7 protein-coding genes are annotated in these 16,411 nt (G+C 61.7%); 1 reads left to right on the forward strand and 6 read right to left on the reverse strand.

Features of this window, described 5'->3' with window-relative positions; translation table 11 throughout:
• Nucleotides 1–7: 7 nt before the first annotated feature.
• On the reverse strand, nt 8–2,275 hold the full coding sequence (locus ACFPN2_RS34695; RefSeq protein WP_380605312.1) for a TonB-dependent receptor: 2,268 nt from the start codon (nt 2,273–2,275) through the stop codon (nt 8–10).
• A gap of 55 nt (nt 2,276–2,330) precedes the next feature.
• Nucleotides 2,331–3,233, reverse strand: a complete 903-nt coding sequence (locus ACFPN2_RS34700) for an AraC family transcriptional regulator (RefSeq protein WP_380605314.1) — start codon at nt 3,231–3,233, stop codon at nt 2,331–2,333.
• Nucleotides 3,234–3,298: 65 nt separating this feature from the next.
• On the opposite strand from ACFPN2_RS34700, the gene ACFPN2_RS34705 reads away from it, so the two are divergent.
• Nucleotides 3,299–3,787 carry a hypothetical protein gene (locus ACFPN2_RS34705; protein ID WP_380605316.1) on the forward strand — a complete coding sequence of 163 codons (489 nt, stop codon included), beginning with the start codon at nt 3,299–3,301 and terminating at the stop codon, nt 3,785–3,787.
• Here the strand turns inward: ACFPN2_RS34705 and ACFPN2_RS34710 are convergent.
• The 4 genes from ACFPN2_RS34710 to ACFPN2_RS34725 all read right to left on the reverse strand — a co-directional run bounded on the left by ACFPN2_RS34710 (nt 3,765) and on the right by ACFPN2_RS34725 (nt 16,377).
• Entirely contained in the window at nt 3,765–4,028 is a 264-nt protein-coding gene (locus ACFPN2_RS34710; RefSeq protein WP_380605318.1) for a hypothetical protein, read from the reverse strand. The genes ACFPN2_RS34705 and ACFPN2_RS34710 overlap by 23 nt on opposite strands.
• 101 nt (nt 4,029–4,129) lie before the next feature.
• Nucleotides 4,130–5,191, reverse strand: coding sequence for a hypothetical protein (locus ACFPN2_RS34715; RefSeq protein WP_380605320.1), 1,062 nt, complete (start codon nt 5,189–5,191; stop codon nt 4,130–4,132).
• A 141-nt stretch (nt 5,192–5,332) separates the two neighbouring features.
• The gene (locus ACFPN2_RS34720) at nt 5,333–5,785 is read right to left on the reverse strand and encodes a hypothetical protein (RefSeq protein ID WP_380605322.1); all 453 of its coding nucleotides are present in this window, start codon (nt 5,783–5,785) and stop codon (nt 5,333–5,335) included.
• A 14-nt stretch (nt 5,786–5,799) separates the two neighbouring features.
• Nucleotides 5,800–16,377: an RES domain-containing protein gene (locus ACFPN2_RS34725; RefSeq protein ID WP_380605324.1), complete on the reverse strand. Its 10,578-nt coding sequence runs from the start codon at nt 16,375–16,377 to the stop codon at nt 5,800–5,802.
• Nucleotides 16,378–16,411: the final 34 nt, after the last annotated feature.

Below are 16,411 nucleotides of genomic sequence, written 5' to 3' on the forward strand. Positions count from 1 at the left end.
GGCGAAGTTACTTGTAGCGGTAGCGAACTTCGATGCCCACCTCACGCGGTCGGATCAACACATAGTCGCCGCCGAACGGCAGCGGCTCGATTCTCGTGATGCCCTGTTCATCCGTGATATTGCGGCCGAACAGCTCGATGGACACGCTCTCCTGCACCAGGCCGAAGCGCACATTCACAGTGTCGTAAGACTCGATCGGCAGGCTGCTGAGCTCGGAGCGCAAGCTGCCCACATAAGCCCAATCGGCACGCGCCCAACCCGCCCAGCGCTCGCTGAGATCGAAGCCGTATTCCAGGCCCGCGCTGTAGTTCTTCGCTGGCGAGCCGACGACGCGGTCGCCGGGAGCGCCGATCGCCGGCAACACGTTGTCGTCGTAAGTCAGGTCGTTATAAGAAGCCGCCAGATTCACTTTCCACGATTCGCTCAAGCGACCGACCAACTCGAACTCCACGCCTTCGCCCGTGGCGTCGCCGGCGTTGACCAGATTGGAGAACGCGCAATCGAACAGCACTGAGCCCGGAATGTCCTTCCACTCGAGCCGATACGCCGCGACATTCAAATTGACTCGGCCATCGCCGAGACGCGACTTGAAGCCCAGCTCGTAGTTCCTGATCGTGTCCGGTTCGGTCACGGCCTGCAGCGTCAAGCCCATCTGCGCCGCCTGGTCGCGACACGATTGAGGCAGCGCTTGGTTAGCGACACCGCTACGGAAACCTTCGGCGGCCTGCACATACAACGTGAGATCGTCGGTGGGCTTGAATGTCACACTGGCCGCGGGATTGAATTTGCTGGCCGAATCTTCGCCACCATTGGACGCTCCCGGAGGTGGCGCGAGGATGCCGGTGCTGCCGAGCTTGACGCCAATGTCTTCTTCCAGGTAGCGAGCACCGAGGCCCAGCGTCCAGCGCGGCGCGAATTCATAAGATGTATCGACGAACACCGCCTTCTGCTTCTCGAACAGATGGAAGGTCAGATCGAGCGGATAATTCTGCGCGCCGTTCGTGAACAGCAACGGCAGACAAGTCGGCGTCTGCTCACAACCGAGATCGCGGATGTGCTGACGGCCGTCGGTTTCCTGATCCAGATAGAACGCGCCCACCGTCCATCGGAACGCGCCCTCACCCCGCGATTGCAGGCGAATTTCCTGAGTGAACGCCTCCGCCTCGCGCTTCTCCTGGAACAACCAAGCGGCCGGCGGCAACAGTTCGGCGGCGTCATTCAAGCGCGCCATCGTGAGCTTGGTCTGACTGGTGGCGGAGATCAGCGAGACGTTGTCCCAGTCGTAACGGATCGTAAGGCCGCCCAGATCGAGATCTTCCGAGGTGTAGCCGTTCGCGAAATAATCGCTGGAGCGGACGATTTCATACGAGCCCGGTGTGACGCTCGATTCGCCATCCATCTCCGCATCCTGAGTGGCAACCATCAGATCCAGGCGCAGTCGATCGTTCACCTGCCACGCGGCGGACAGGCGGCCGCCCGTCGTGTCCGTCGAGTTGATATCTTTCTTGTTGAGTGCGCCCGTTGCCGGCGTCATCAGCGTGCCAGGCGGCACGTTGACGGCGCCTCCGGTCAACGCGCCGACGTAGAATGAATAGTCGCTCGGCGCTTGCGCCGGAGTCTTGTTGTCGATGTAGCCGGCGATATCGTCCTTGTAGCCCACGAGGCGCAACGCGAACTGATCCTCGACCAACGGCAGGTTGACCATGCCCTCGACGTGGTAACTCATATCGTCGGAATGCGCGGTCGCAAAGCCCCGCGTGCCGACGTTGAATTGATAGTCCTTCAAATCGGGCGCGGCCGGAATGACACGAACCGCACCGGCGAGCGCGTTGGCACCGAACACCGTGCCTTGCGGACCGCGCAGTACTTCCACGCGGTCGATGTCGACGAACCGCGGCGTCGCATGCTGACCGAGATTGCCGCCACCCTGCGCGCTCATTGGAATTTCACCGAAGTAAGTCGCCACCGTCGGCGGCGTGCCACCGCCACCCGGCGAGATGCCACGAATACGGATGGTCGTGTCGCCCGGACCCGCGTCTTCGTAATAGACGCCGGGAACGCTGCTGAGAATATCGGCGTACTGAGTAATGCCTTTGGACAGAATGTCCTGCGCGGTGATCGCGGTGACGGCGATCGGTACGTTGAGCAACGGCTCCGCGTGCTTGGTCGCCGTGACCACAACCTCCTCGAGCTGAAACCCACCCTCGGCTTCGGCCGCCGAAGCCAGATTCACCAAACCTGGGACAGCCGCCAGCAGTGCCAACGAAATGCGCATCGTCATTCTCCCCGCCCGTTGTGCGAATGAAGTTCTGGGCAGGCTTAGGACTGGGTCAGGCTGCGTTTGCCCCCCTGGGTCGGGCAAGATTTGTGCGCGGTGAGGAGCCGAAAAAGGCCTTGTAGGCGCGACTGAACGCAGCTTCCGACTCGTAGCCGATGGCGATCCCGACCTCGCCGACGCGGGCGCCGCGCTTCGCCAACATGTCTCGCGCCAGGGTCAACCGCCACTCATTTTGATACCGCAACGGCGAGCGCCCCACGAGCGCAGTGAATCGCTCGCTGAAACTCGAGCGCGACATTCCGGCGATCGCCGCCAGCGCACCGATGCTCAGGCGTTGCAACGGTTGTTCATGAATTTTTCTCAACGCACGAGCGACGCGAGCATCGGAAAGCCCACCGAGCCATCCGGCGGCGCGCCCCTCATGAACCCAAGTGCGTAACGTGCGGATGACGATGAGGTCGATGATGCGCGAGATCATCAGCGCCCCGCCCGGCTGCCCGGCCTCGACTTCGAGCATCAGATAATGCACCAGGCCCTCGAGCCAGGCCGTGGCTTCCGCTCGCTTGATATGAATCAGCCAGGGCAAGGCGAACAGCATCGCTCGCAAACTCGTGGCATCGAACCAGAAACGGCAAACGATCAACGAGACCGGCGCTGCCACCGCTGTGACGCGCAGGTCTTCCGCGTCACGCGGCAATAGAAAGAGATCGCCCGCCTCGATCGTCGCTGGAGTCTCGCCACTCTTCGATACCTTCAAGCGCCCTTCCTGGAGCACACAAACATGGGCCGCCCGCCCCTCCAGCGCCAGGCGCTCTTTGGCCTGCAGCCGGCACGAATAAACACGATCCCCCGTCAGGCGAATCTGCGACAGCACCTGCGACAACAAATCGCCGGTCGCAATCCCTTGCAGCTGCAGCTCCGGACGAACGATCAAGTCTTCCAGCGATTTCATCATGTCAATGCCGGCGGCCTGCCACTACCTTACCGCCTGCAGTATAGCCAGCACATAGGATCGCTACGATGTTCGGGATTTCTCCTCCAGGCTGGGTGCATACGCTCGGCAGCTTGCCGGCCGTCCCCTTGGTCATTTACATGTTCGCCCGTCATGGCCGCATCGTGCCTCGCTCCCGGCCGGGCACGTTTTATTTCTTTTCGATGTTGATCGGCGCCGCCACGGTGTTCCTGGTAGCTCATCAGCCGGTGAGCAACGCGGTCGGTGCGATCACGCTGATACTGCTGCTCGCGGGCTACGGCGTCGGCCTCACGCAGCGACTCGGGCGCGCAGGCATCTACATCGAAACCATCTGCCTGACCCTCACCGCGTTCCTGCTGATGGTCCCCACTGTCAGCGAGATTCTACGTCGCGTGCCGGATGGTCATCCGCTCGTTACAGACCTGAAATCGCCGCTGCTCCTGGGCGCGCAAGCCAGCCTGCTGGTCGCGTTCGCCGTCGGGATCACGGCGCAAGTGATCTACCTGCGGAAGGTCAATACAAACATCGGAAGGTAGTGACGTAGCGCGCTTTGTCTCCCTGCGCTGCTTCGTCCTTTTGCACGGTAGAGATCACCTCCGCGCGCACCCCGCCTGCCTTGTGACATGCGCGGTTCGCCAGCTCTTTGCCGGTCTCTTCTCCGCCACTGTGCTCGACGCTGTCGGTGGCGTCATGGTTGATCTTGACGACGGCACAGCCGGCCAGCGTCGCCGCCACCGCAATGACGACGCCCCGCAACGCCCAATTCCGACTACGCATCCACTCTTCCTCATTCGCGGGGCTTGCCCCGTTCGCGACGGTCAATATCGCACCGTATCGCTGACTTGGCAAAAGGGAGGAATCTCGGCGGGTCGCCTCCGCTATTTTTTCCCGGCCTGCGCCGCTTCTTCTGCGCGTGCTCCCGCCAGGATGCCGGGCAATGCGTAGTTGCCTTCATGGCACGCGTACTCATAAATCTTCTCATCGATCCGATTGAACGGCAGCTCACCGCTGAACGGCGCCGTGAACGTCGATGGATCCTCCACCGTGAACTTGTAGAGCAGGACATCCGGCCCCGTGCGCGTGAACCGCTCCGTCACCTTCAGCTGCTCGGACGCCCCGCGATAAGGCAACAACGGCGAGGTTTGCGCGAGTTGCGCTGGATTGATGTTCGTCGTCTCCACGACGAGCGTGTCGCCTTCCCAATGTCCGATCGAATCGCCGAACCATGGGTGTACTTGGGGCGGCGCGTGCCTGGTCGCGCTCAACCGGACGATGCGTGCGTCATGCACCATCTCCGTCATGATCATCAGATGGTCCGGGGTCTGCACGATCGTGTAGTTGTTGTTGTAGAAATAGTTCGGCAGCATCGGCGGCCCGGCATTCGAGCCGAATGAAGTGATGCAGCGATCCGAGAGCGACCTCACTTCCGGATGGTCGCTCTCGCCGAACTGCCGTAGCCTGGCCACGCGCTGCTCCATGCGCTGCTTTCCTTCCGCAGTCAGTGCGGGAATGCGGCCGTCCGGCGGATCGACGATGATCGAGCTGCGCGGTTTGCCGTCGATACGAATCACTTTGTTGCCCGGGTCGAGCCAGAACCCGTTGTAGCCGCCGACGGCGCCACCGGCCGCCTCGGCAATCCGCTCGACGAAAGTTTTCTGGCCCGGTGGCGCAAGCGGCGTGTCGCCGCCCTTTGACGCTGGCGGCTCGTTCGGATCGGTGGGCCGATTGCGAAACTCCTCCACCTCCTGTGCACGCTTCTCCAGCGCCGCCGCCTGCTCGTCGGCCAGCGTGAGCTGCTGCGTTCCCATCCGTTCAAGAGGCGTCTGAGTTTCGTTGCTCCAGTTTCCCTGGAAGTCCGGCTTGCCATCGGGCGTGCGCGGTACGACCCAATTCCCACCCGGTGTTTGCGCGTCGACGTCCGGAACGGGAACAACCGACATCCCTATGACAGCCAGTGCACCCGCGAGTAACAGTCGCTCCCTTCGCCAGGATGTTCTGCTGGGCGGCATAACGCTCTCCTTGCGGCACCTCGTACGCTTTATATTAAGCGCGAGCGGCGGCGTAAGGCGACACCTAAAGCTTCATGCCAGTAGCCTCAAGGGTCCGAGGAGCTCGATCTTCCCGCCGGACTTCTTGAATCTTGCGGCAGTCAGTTCTTCCACCGCACGACTTTCCCCATCCGCGCAACAAGGACAGGAATAGATCAGAACCGGCGGCTTGTAGACCTTCTGAAACTCAGCGAAGCTCAGCCCCTTGGCGGCGTTTGTGTCCTCGACCCGCACCAGATGCACGATCTTCAGATCGGTGCGCCCCAGTTGTTGCGCAAGGTTTTTCTCGGTCGACGTGCCATCGCCACGGCCCATTTCATTCCACTCGGAGGGCGTGGCCTCCGCAATGACCAGCTCATTGCCCGTGCAACTCGTTGCCGAGTAGAGCCCATCCGTATCGCTATCCACGTCGCCGGTAAACCTGAAATACGGAAAGACCGCGCCGCAGGCTTCACACTGCAGCCTGACCACCGTGCCATCGATCAATCGCTGCGAACCACTCATTTGACGATGCCCTGCGAGCTGAAGAGAACGAGATTCTTACCGCCATTGACTTGAGCAGAGTAGGCGATGATGCCGCGATACCCGTTCTGTTGGGCCCAGATTCCCACCTTGTGGGTGACCTCGTAACGCCAGGCGCGGGTGCCTCCAGTGCGCAGCAAGTCTTTCAAGTCCACGCCGAGGCTCTCCCGCACCGCCGGATTCGTCAAGTCGAGCAGCTCAGGAACGGATTGATCGGGGAAAAGATGTGTCTCCCTGCCCACGAGCGAACCGCCGTTGTGCGTGACCTCCGCCTCCGCCACATGCGCCTCTGTCGAGAAGTATATTCCAGACTGACCCGGGCCCGAGTACCGATGGTTCGCTTCGACGGTCTTCGGATGAATGAACACTGGATCGTGTCCGACTTTGACCGATCTATATAAATCGCTGTCGAGGGTCGTAGCTTCTGGAAGCGCGCCATCCTTGACGACATCGTCGATATTCAACGCCGGTCGCTGCCCCACGACCCTGACGCCCTCGTTCATCTCGAGCCCATGAAACATCTGCGGCGACAATTTCGGCTCAAGCCGACCGAGCACGGTAGGCGCTGTGGTTATGCCACCTGCGCCAAGGAAGTTGAGACCCACCATTCCCGTGTCAAAGGCCGCGTCAAGGTAATTGCCGGCCATCACGTTGGTCGTGGCACTGTACGAATGGTACCCAACGCTTCCCAACGTACTGCTCTGAAGACCCAGAGGCAGCGTCTCGCTAATCCCGGCACCGTTCGCGGCCGCGCGGCCGACGTCGCTGACGAAGTAGTCCTGCGCTTCGAAGCGCGGGACCCAGCCATGGCTCCAATCGCTGAATTTGTTCTGGACCAGCCCCCGCCCGACCAGGCCGAGATCGGCGACTTGCAGCACCGGTTGGACCAGTTGATTCGCCATCCCCTTGAGCATCGCCGGCAAGGGATTGGTCACCCGGTCCCGCAGGCGAATGTCGTGGTTGTACAAGCTCTGTGCGCGGGCCGCGGCACGATCCCCATCGTATCCAAACATCGAGACCAGTCGCTCGTAGATGAACTCTTCCCCAAGCTTCCACGTGGGCGCGGTCACCAGGACGCCGTCCATGCGTGTGTTGTTGAGCGAGAACTGATACGTCGAGCCACTGGAGCTCGATGTGGCGGCGGAGTGATAAATCGCGTTGGCGGGATTGTTGGTTAAGCTCGTGCCCGCGGTCGCCGATGTCGGTGCCGGGGCTCCTCCACCACCACTGGGCTGCTGCCCTTGATTCCCCGAGCGAGAGTCATTGAATCTCGGTGCATTCGGCGCGATTACGGCCAGCATCGAGTTCCCGAGCAAGTTGCCGAACACATCCGCCGCCACGCCGACTCCATCCACATGCCCCTTGTTCGTGATCGCCTGACGCGTCACCGAGCCAGCGAGTGCGGATAGCACTTGGCCAGGGAATGTATCGGAGCCGCCAGCCGCGATGCCGATCCCGCGGGCGATGGGAGCGGCGACGGCGGCAGCGGCGACAGCGCGCCAGCTGAATTTCTCTTGCAGGTCGGTGGCAACCGCGATGCCTTGAGCTAAGGCACTCGAAGCAGCAGCGGTGACGGCGGTTTGAGCCCAGGCGGGCATGTCTTTGATGGCGTTTGCCCAGGTGGTCGAGCTGCCCAGGCCCGCGGCGATGCCGCCGCCGAGTGCGCCGAGCGCGACGCCCTTCCAATCGAAGCCGTCCTGGACGCCGGTGAGCATGCCGGTGAACTGACTGGCAACGCTGCCGGCGGCGCCGGCAATCGCGCCGGCGGCCCATGCGCTCATCTCACCAGACAGCGCGCCATAGGTGACGACCGAGACGACGATCGCCACTACGACCACCAGAATCACACCGACGATGCCGCAGCCACCGCCGTTCTTCGGCGGCGGCGGAGCGGGCTGGCTCGGCGTGGTGTCGCCGAGCACCGCGTTGATGTCGAACGGTTTGAAGGTGCCGGAGGTGTTCGACAACGACACGACTTCGTTGGGAATCTGCAGCAGCTCGCCCGGCGTCAGCATCGCATCCGGCCCGTCCTGCAAGCCGTTGGCATCGGCGATCACATACCAAAGATTGCCGTCGCCCCAGATACGAGCCGCGATCAGCCGCAGCGTATCGTCCTTCTGCACGACCACTTGCGAGGGAGTGCTGCTGGGATAGTCCTCGCTGATCGGGGTGTAGTTCACATCGAAGTTGGCGAGGAACTCGCCACCGATGCTCTGCAGAGTGCCGATCTGCTTGCCGTCGAACATCAGCTGATGCTGTGGCTTGTCGGCGTGGTTGTTCCCTTCCATCGCAGCCTGGAACGCCGCGGAGCTCGACGAGGTGTAGTTGCCCTGAATGACCTTGATCGCCGCGCCTTCCGCGTTGTTGACGAAATAACGATCTTTGCCGTGAGCATGCTCGTCGACAAAGGCGATCAACTCGCCGTTGAGGTTGTATCTGCGCAGCGTCGAGCCGCCTTGCAGCCCGCCGGCGCCATCGCCGCCGTCGTCGCCATGGGCAGTCTCTTGATAGGCCGTGCCGCTGCGATATTTGTAGAAATAGTTGGTGGTGTCGTCGTCGACCGTGACCTCGTAACCGCGCAGATTGCCGGCCGCATCGAAACCATTACTCCACGTGCCATTGGTGAAAGTCGACTGACCGTAGGTGACGGTGCTATCGACCGGCTCGTAGTTGCCGGTCGAGAAATCCAGCACGCGCGACGTCTGTGTAGCAATGCGACCGTTGTCGTCGTACTGCATGACGCTGTCGCGCCGGCTGATGGTGTTGCCTACGATCGATTTGACGTGCTGTTCCACCAAGCGTGACGCGCGATCGTAAGTGCGCTCATTCCACAACTCGTTCAGCGGGCTGCCCGTGTACGCGCCGCCGTCCGGCATCCGCGACTCCCGCGTCAGGCGGCCCAGGCCGTCGTATTTGTAATAGGCGGTGTAAGTGCTCTCTTCGATGGTCTCGAGGTAGCCGGTTTGTTCGTTGATGACATACGACGGGCCGGCCTGCTGCGACTCGATGCGCTGACCCGCGGCGTTGTAACCGAGCTTCACGCCTTGACGAAGCATGATGCCTTGATTCGTCACGATGGCATCGACCCGGCCCTGGGCATTCACGCCCCCCTGGCTGATAGTCACGCGATTGGCACCGTCGTAGGTGTACCAGAGATCGTCGTGAGTCATCCCGGCGCCGTCGGCGTAGTAAGACTCGATGTGCGTGCGATTACCCGCCGCATCGTATTCATACGTCGTGGTGTAGCGGGCGTCCTGCAGGTTCGAAATGCGTCCCAGCGCGTCATAAGAGACGATCGTGTCCTGATACTCGTGGCCGTTGACGATCACTCGCTCGCGCGTGCGGCGACCGGCGGCGTCATAGCTATAGAACGAGCTGCGTACGACGTCCTCGAGGAACTGGTTGTTGCCCTCGGGAGTCCCGTGACTGTTCTCAATGATGCTGATGACACGGCCAGCATCGTCGTAGTCATAAGTGATGTCCTGTCCGTACGTGCTGGTCTGGTGCTCGAGCAGGCCGGCGTAGTTGTATTGATAGGTCGTGGTCGACCCGATCGCCGATCCATTGATCTCGCCATGGATGTCCGTATAGGTCTGCAGTCGACCGAACGTATCGTAGCTCCAGTTCTGCGTGCCGCCGATCGCATCCGTTTCTCGCGTCTTCTTACCGTTGCCGTACGGATCGTAGCTGTACGTCGTCTCGTAGCCGGCGCCCATCGGCAAGCGACGGCGGATCAGGTTGCCTTGCAGGTCATACCAATATCGGACCGTCTCGGCGGCGGTGCTGCCGGACATCATCTCGCCGGTGGTCTCCGTGATGCGACGGCCGGCCTGATCGTAGCCATAGGCGATCGTGACGATATTGGTCTGATCGATCGCATAGTTGAACGTTTCTAGAATGTCATTCGGATCCGCACTGCCATCGGCAGCGGCAAACGCGCCAGCCACGACCTCCTGAGACGTCCAACGCAAGCGTCCGCCAGCGTCGTAACGCAGGCGCGTTTTATAGCCAAGCGCATCGGTGATCTGGATCTGCTCACCGAACGCGTTGTAGACATACTGCTTCGCGCCGCTCGCCGTGCCGGTGATGCCAGTGAGCTCCGCCTGCTGTTCCTTCAGCACCTGCCCCGCGGCGTTGTACCAGATGCGATTGCGGTTGCCGTTCGGATCGACCGTGGCGATCAAGCGCCCCTGCCGGTCGTAGTAGTTGCTGGACTCGGGATTGTCGGACACCGGCGCGCTGACGATACCGTTGATGGTCGAGACCACCGACACCGACGGCAAGGTCACGTGCGTGACTTGATTGCGCTGGTTGTAAACGTATGTGGTGGTTTGCGCCGCGCTCGTCTGTGCCGCTTGCGTGTAGCTGAGCACGTTGCCCCAGCGATCGAGACTCTGCTGGAACAGCGGAGTCACTGCGGTGGGCAACAACTCCGGCGCACTGCTGGTCGTGTCGGTGAAATCGCCGCCGGTGAGCGTCGGCAAGTACACGGCGACGATGCCGCTGGCGATGCGATAAGGAATGCCCGATCCGGATCGTTTGTAGGTCAGCTCATACCGATGATTGGTGGCGGGCAACGCCGATAGATCGACCACCCAGCCGTCGTTGGTGCCATTGCCGTCGCGGTCCCAAGGCAGCCGTGTGATCGTCTGCGCGACCGGTGGATTGTTCGGATGATTCGGATCCTGCACGTACACGACGAACTGGATCTGGTCGCTGCCCAAGGCATTCGCGGGAGACGGCCAATACAACAGCGCGCGGCCGCTGTTATCGAAGATCTGCTGCAAGCCCGTGACCTGGTCGAGCGTCCCGGGGTGCAACGTCACTTTGCCCGGGCCGGTCGCTGCCTGCGAGAGAACAAACTCGCCAGCGTTGTTGCCGTACCAGTTTCCGGACTGGTAATAGTCGATGCGGAAGACGTAGGTGAAGCCCGGCGGCAGGTTCAGCGCATCCAGGTCCACGGTACAAAGATTGCCCGGCGCCGGCACGACCACATCGTAGGAGTAGCTGTTGCCGCCGCCGGTGAACGAGATCTTGACGGTGCTGTTAGGTCGGGTCGGCCGAGGAAAGGTCAGAACGCTCCGATTGGTCGGATCGACCGTGGCCGGCCCGATGAACGGAATGGTGGTGCTGACATACTGGAGGCTGGGGTTCGTGCCCGGGACTACCGTGAACCGGAAGGTGTAGGTGGACTCGAACACTTCGCTCGGCGGGAAGGTGTCGTTCGATATCCGCCAGCGCTCGATGATGACGTCGTAGGTCTGGCCCACCTGCAACGTGGTTTGCACCACCCCCGACGTCGGCGCCAGCCCCTTGTTCGGAAAATTCGCCGGGTGACCTTCGGTGCCGACGATTTTATAACCGATCTTGTCGAAGTAGCTGCCGAACCCGACGCCCGGCCAGCTGATGGTGACGGGCGCGAGCGCGGTATGCGGGTTCACGCTCTGGACCACCAGATCGGCCATGCCGTACTGGTAGGTTTGCTGGATCACGCTGACCCCGCCGTTGGCGACGCGGAACATGCCTGTCGTGTTGTTGGAGACGTCCAGTCGCGGCGGCTGATCGAATTCGTAGATGGTCGTCCAGATGGTCAACTGGAACTGATAATCGCCCGGCGGCAGATTGGCCAGCGAGCCGTTGTTGGTGGTGGTCCAGCCCGTCGTGGGCGACTGACCTGGCACATACGGACGCCAGCGGAACTGCCAATCGTCGATGACGCTCGCCGTGCTCCAGTTGAACACGGCATCCACGTTCTGCGCCGACGCGCCGACCGTAACGTCGGCAGGATCGATGTATGCAAACTGGTAGCCCTGGCTGTTGATGCCAGTGATGTTCCGCTCGAGAGTGGCGCCTTGTTTCTCGAGCGTGCCGCTGCTCATGGTCAGCGGCAGGCCATTCACATTCTCGACGACCCGATACTGCCAATTGTTGTTGTCGGCAATGTTGTTCAGGGTGGCCACCCACATGCCGCCGCTGAGCCCGGCCTGGGCCGAGTACCAATTCACTCCATCCAGGCTCATCTGGAAGAACGCCTGGTTGCCGGTCGACTCGGGAGACCACGTTGCCGTGACCACCGGGCCGGCCGCAGTCATGCTGAGATTGCGTGCGGCGGTCGTGGTATTCGGGGTCAGCTCGAGGGTGTTCGCCGGAGAGCTGGCCTCGACTTCGAATGTGCCGGTGTGGAATGCGTAGTACGAGCTCGCTCCCGGAGTGGTGAACGTGACCTTGTACTCGTGCTCGCCGAGCAGCGAAGAAACATCGGCGCGCCAGAGCACGCCGCCGATGTACTGCACCTCGGGGCCATCCAGCCAGGCACCGGTGCTGCCGAGAGCCCGGTACAGCAACTTGACCTGGTCATTCGGGCGGTCATGGTTGAACTGCAGGAAGACCCAGGGGTTGGCATCGATCAGCTCGAAGGTTCCAGTGCTCGCCTCGACCAGACTGTCGGCGTCGAACTGCACCTCGCGCTTCTCGAGGATGCGGCCGAGCTTGTCGTAGACAGTTTCGACGCGCATCGGCTCGTACGAGGCGAGATTGCCTCGGAGCGAGTCCACTGTGACGGAGCTGACGCTCAGATCGTGGGACTGGCTGCGAATCTCGACCGTCGCTTGACCGGCGAGGTTATACAAATACAGCTTCGTGACACCGTCGCCGCCGTTCGTGCGCCAGACGCGACCTGCGCGGTCGTACTCGAAAGATTCGTGTGCGACACCGTTGATGGTCTTGAGCGTCACTTCGCCGAAAGCGTTGTAGACGGACGTACGCACGACCGTGCTGCCGCCCGTGCCGAGCGATTGCGGCTCGGTGATCGTTGTCTGTCGGCCCAGCGCGTCGTAGTCGTAGAGCGTGACGACGAATTCAGTCACGCTGTCGTTGTTCACAACGGGTTGCCATTCCTTCGCAGCGTCGCCTCGCGCCGTATAGGACGCGTAGCGATGAGCACCGGTCGGATCCACCGCATGCGTCACGCGATTGAGGCTGTCGTAAGACATCAGCGTGGTGCGATCGAGCGCCGACCCGTTCACAGCGAAGTCGTTCGAAGTCAGCGTGGCGTCCTGCGCATACTGAATGGTCCGCACGGCATTGCCGAACGCGTCCCGATTCGTCACGGTCACCGGGCGAATCACTTCGCCGTCGCCGCGATTGCGCTCCGGCTCCACCACGCCGCGAATGCGGCCGAGCTCATCGTAGTAGGTCAGCGTCTCAGCGCCGTTGACGGCGACGCGGGTCTTGTTGCCCATCGCGTCGTAGCCGTACTCGGTGACGTCATTGCCCTGCTGCTCATTGAGCGCCGCACCGGCATTATCATTGGCGAAGGCGCTGTAAGTGATCGAGTGGCGCTCCTCGATCAGCCGATTCAACTTGTCATAGACAAACACCGCATGGCGATCCGAATTGCTCGGCGCCGGCGGCGTGTAACTCGTCGTTGTGATGGCCGAAGTGATTCGGGTGGCAAACTCGACCTGCCCTTTCAGATCGCCGGTCTCATCGTACTCGAAGGTCGTCAGATAACCTTCGGCATCGATCTGCGCCGTCTTGCGCCCCATGCGATCGTAGTAGTAATAGGTGCGCGCGTACGTGGAGTCGACGATCAAGCGGCTCTCGAGCTCGATATCGCCGAACGCGTTGTACTGAAACACGGTGGTCGCGCCCGCATCGTCGCCCGTGCCGGCGTAGTTCGCGCCGCTCGACGTCTGGAAGATGTAAGTCTCCGGCTCGATCACGCTCCGCACTCGATTGAGCCGGTCATACGTCTTGGTGATCGTACGGTCGGTGGCGCTGTTCACAGCCACCGCGATTGTCGACGCGCCGCTGGTGGGTTGCGGCCCCGTCATGGCCGCCGCGTGGCGCGTCAGTGACGTCTGATTGCCGAACGTGTCGTACTCATACGACGTGACGTAGCCCAGGGCGTCGATGTCTTTTGTGACCCGCCCAAGCCGGTCGTAGAGCTTGTAGCTCACATTGCCGGTCACGTCCTCGTTGCGCCAGGCGTTGCCGAATACGTCGTAGCCGACCTCGTTGCGCAGCCGGACCCGGGTTTCGGTGCGCGTGATATTCGTGAACATCGCGTCGCCCGCGGTGTCGGCATAGACGCCGACTTCGGGGAAGACAGTCGCTGTCTGGCGGCCGAGCTCGTCGTATTCGTAGTCGGTGGTGCGCGCGTCAGACGCGTCCTCGATCAGAGGATTGTTCACATCTCTGAGGATGCCTTCGGTACGCGAGATCACGTTGCCCAGATCGTCGTACTCCATGCGCGTCACGATGACAAAACTGTGAGGCGGACCCGCGCTGACCGCGCTGTCGGAATCGTCGAACCTCGTGACCAGCACCGGCGGGCTGTGTTCTTCCTTGAGCCGCCCGTTGGCATCGTAAACGTAGTGCCAGGTTGCGCCGAGCTTGTTTCGATAGCTCAGCTTGTTGCCGAGCGCGTCGTATGTGTATTCCTCGTAGTAGCCCTGAACGGATGCGTCCGTGACTCGGGAGACACGTCCCGCGGCGTCGTACGTCGTGGTCGTCGTTTGGTCGGCAGTTGGAGTGAGCGCGATGGACGTGCCGATGTTTGCCGTCGTCGCTCCCGAGGGAATGGTCTGTGGCGCGGCATAAACAATCTTCTTATCTTCCCGGCCGGCGTCGTTGTAGCGCAGCTCGGTGACGTAGCCTTGCGCATCCAGCGTGTAGCGCAGGCGACCGGTCGCGTCGTACCAGTAGCGCGTGACCCGATCGTGCTCGACGTCTCTGTTCGCGGGCTGATCGGCCCAGGTCTCCAGAACACCATTTGACAGGGTGCCGCTGGTCGCGATCTTTGTGGCGTACGCGGTTTTGGAGGTGATATTGCCGTTCTCGTCGTAGACGAAGCGGACCACTGCGCCCGAGGCATCGACGGTGAACGTAGCCTGGCCGCGCAGGTCATACGCGGTCCATTGAACGCGATCTTCCGCCTGGATGTTGTCGACGACGGCGGAACCGAGCGCGATGACTACCTGAGATACGCTCGTGTAAGGGATCACTGGAACGCGCGCTGCATAGGCCCGCTCGCGTGTCACATTGCCGTTGTCATCGAAGGTTCGCTCGATGACGCCACCCATGGCATCGATGCTGAAGCGCCCGCGCCCGTCGAGGTCATACACCGTTTGCTGGGTGCGATCGGCGCCGGTCTCCGTTACGGAGAAATTCGCGAGCGTGACTTCGTTCAGGCCAGCGAGTGTGTTCCTCGTCTCCAGGGGCAGCGCGGTCGCGATCCGCCGCGTCTCGATCACACGATCTTCGTAGTCGTACTTGGTGATGGTGACGCCGCCGAGCGCGTCGATGGTGTGCGTCAGCCGATTGTCCTCATCGTAGACGTACCAGGTCGAGTTCTGCTCGCCATCGATCTTGCGCGTCAGGTTGCCGTTGTCGTCGTAGAAGTATCGGGTGGTGAGATTGAGAATGGGCTGACCGTTCGCATGGAAGCCCGAACCCGGATCGACGATCTCATGGGTGACTCGCCCCAGATTGTCATATCGATATTCGGTGACTCGCGGATTATCGCTATCGTATCCCTCCGTCATCGTGAGGACGTGACCCGCACGATCGTAGACGTAGCGCGTCGTAATCGGCTCGGAGCCATTCGCGACGACAGTCTGCTCGATGCTGCCGTCACGATAGTAAGTGGTATCGGTGCGTCGGCCGCTGGGCTCGACAACCGCGGTCACCCGGCCCAGGCCGTCGTAGGTATACGTCGTGGTCAGACTCAACCCGCCGACATCTTCGATACGACTGAGAACACGATTCGCCGCGTCGTAGGTGAAGCGCGTGACGACTCCGTTGGCGTCGGTCGTCGTGATCTGTCGGCCACCGGAATCGTAAGAGCGCGACTCGAGTGTGCCTCGATCGTCCGAAACGTGGGTCAACTGCCCATCGCGATCGTAGCTGTACGTGGTGGTCCCGCCGGCCGCCCGGACCTCGAGGACCTGACCGTGCCGATTGAACTCGGTCCCGATGACGATGCTCTCCGGCGTCGTCACGATCATGAGACGATTCGCCTCGTCGTAGCGGTACGTCGTGAGACGGTTGTACGGGTCGTACACATTGAACACGCGCCCGAATGCGTCGTAGCTCGTGACCGTCCGGTCGGCGGTGTTGAAGTCGATGCTGGCCGTCTGTTGTCCCAGGCGGTCATATTCGAAGCGGCTCGATACGTTCGAGCGTGCATCGGTCACGGTGCGCAAGTGGCCGAATGCGTCGTAGGTGCGAGCTTCCGACGTATCCAGGCCGCCCGCCGCGCTGTCCCATCGAGTCAGCGTCAGTTGGCCACGCTTGTCATACTTGTACTCGGTGCGCGGCGTGCGCGTGCTATCGAATACCTCGAGCTTGACGTCGTTCTCACCGAACGCGTTGTAGGTAAAGGTGGTGAGCCGGTCCGACGTGGGATTCGCGGTCACCGCCGTACGAATGCTCGAGACCTTGCCGGTAAGGGAATATTGATAGCTAGTTAGCGAATCGCGATCCGTCGATGTATTGCCAGTCAGGGTGTCGAGCAATGTCGGCGTCAACGCTCCGCCGGCGAGACCTGCCACCTGCGCCGGTGTGAGCGCGTTGGCGTAACCGATC

Origin of the sequence: Steroidobacter flavus (genome assembly GCF_042651805.1) — a bacterium.
In the GTDB taxonomy this organism is placed as follows: domain Bacteria; phylum Pseudomonadota; class Gammaproteobacteria; order Steroidobacterales; family Steroidobacteraceae; genus Steroidobacter; species Steroidobacter flavus.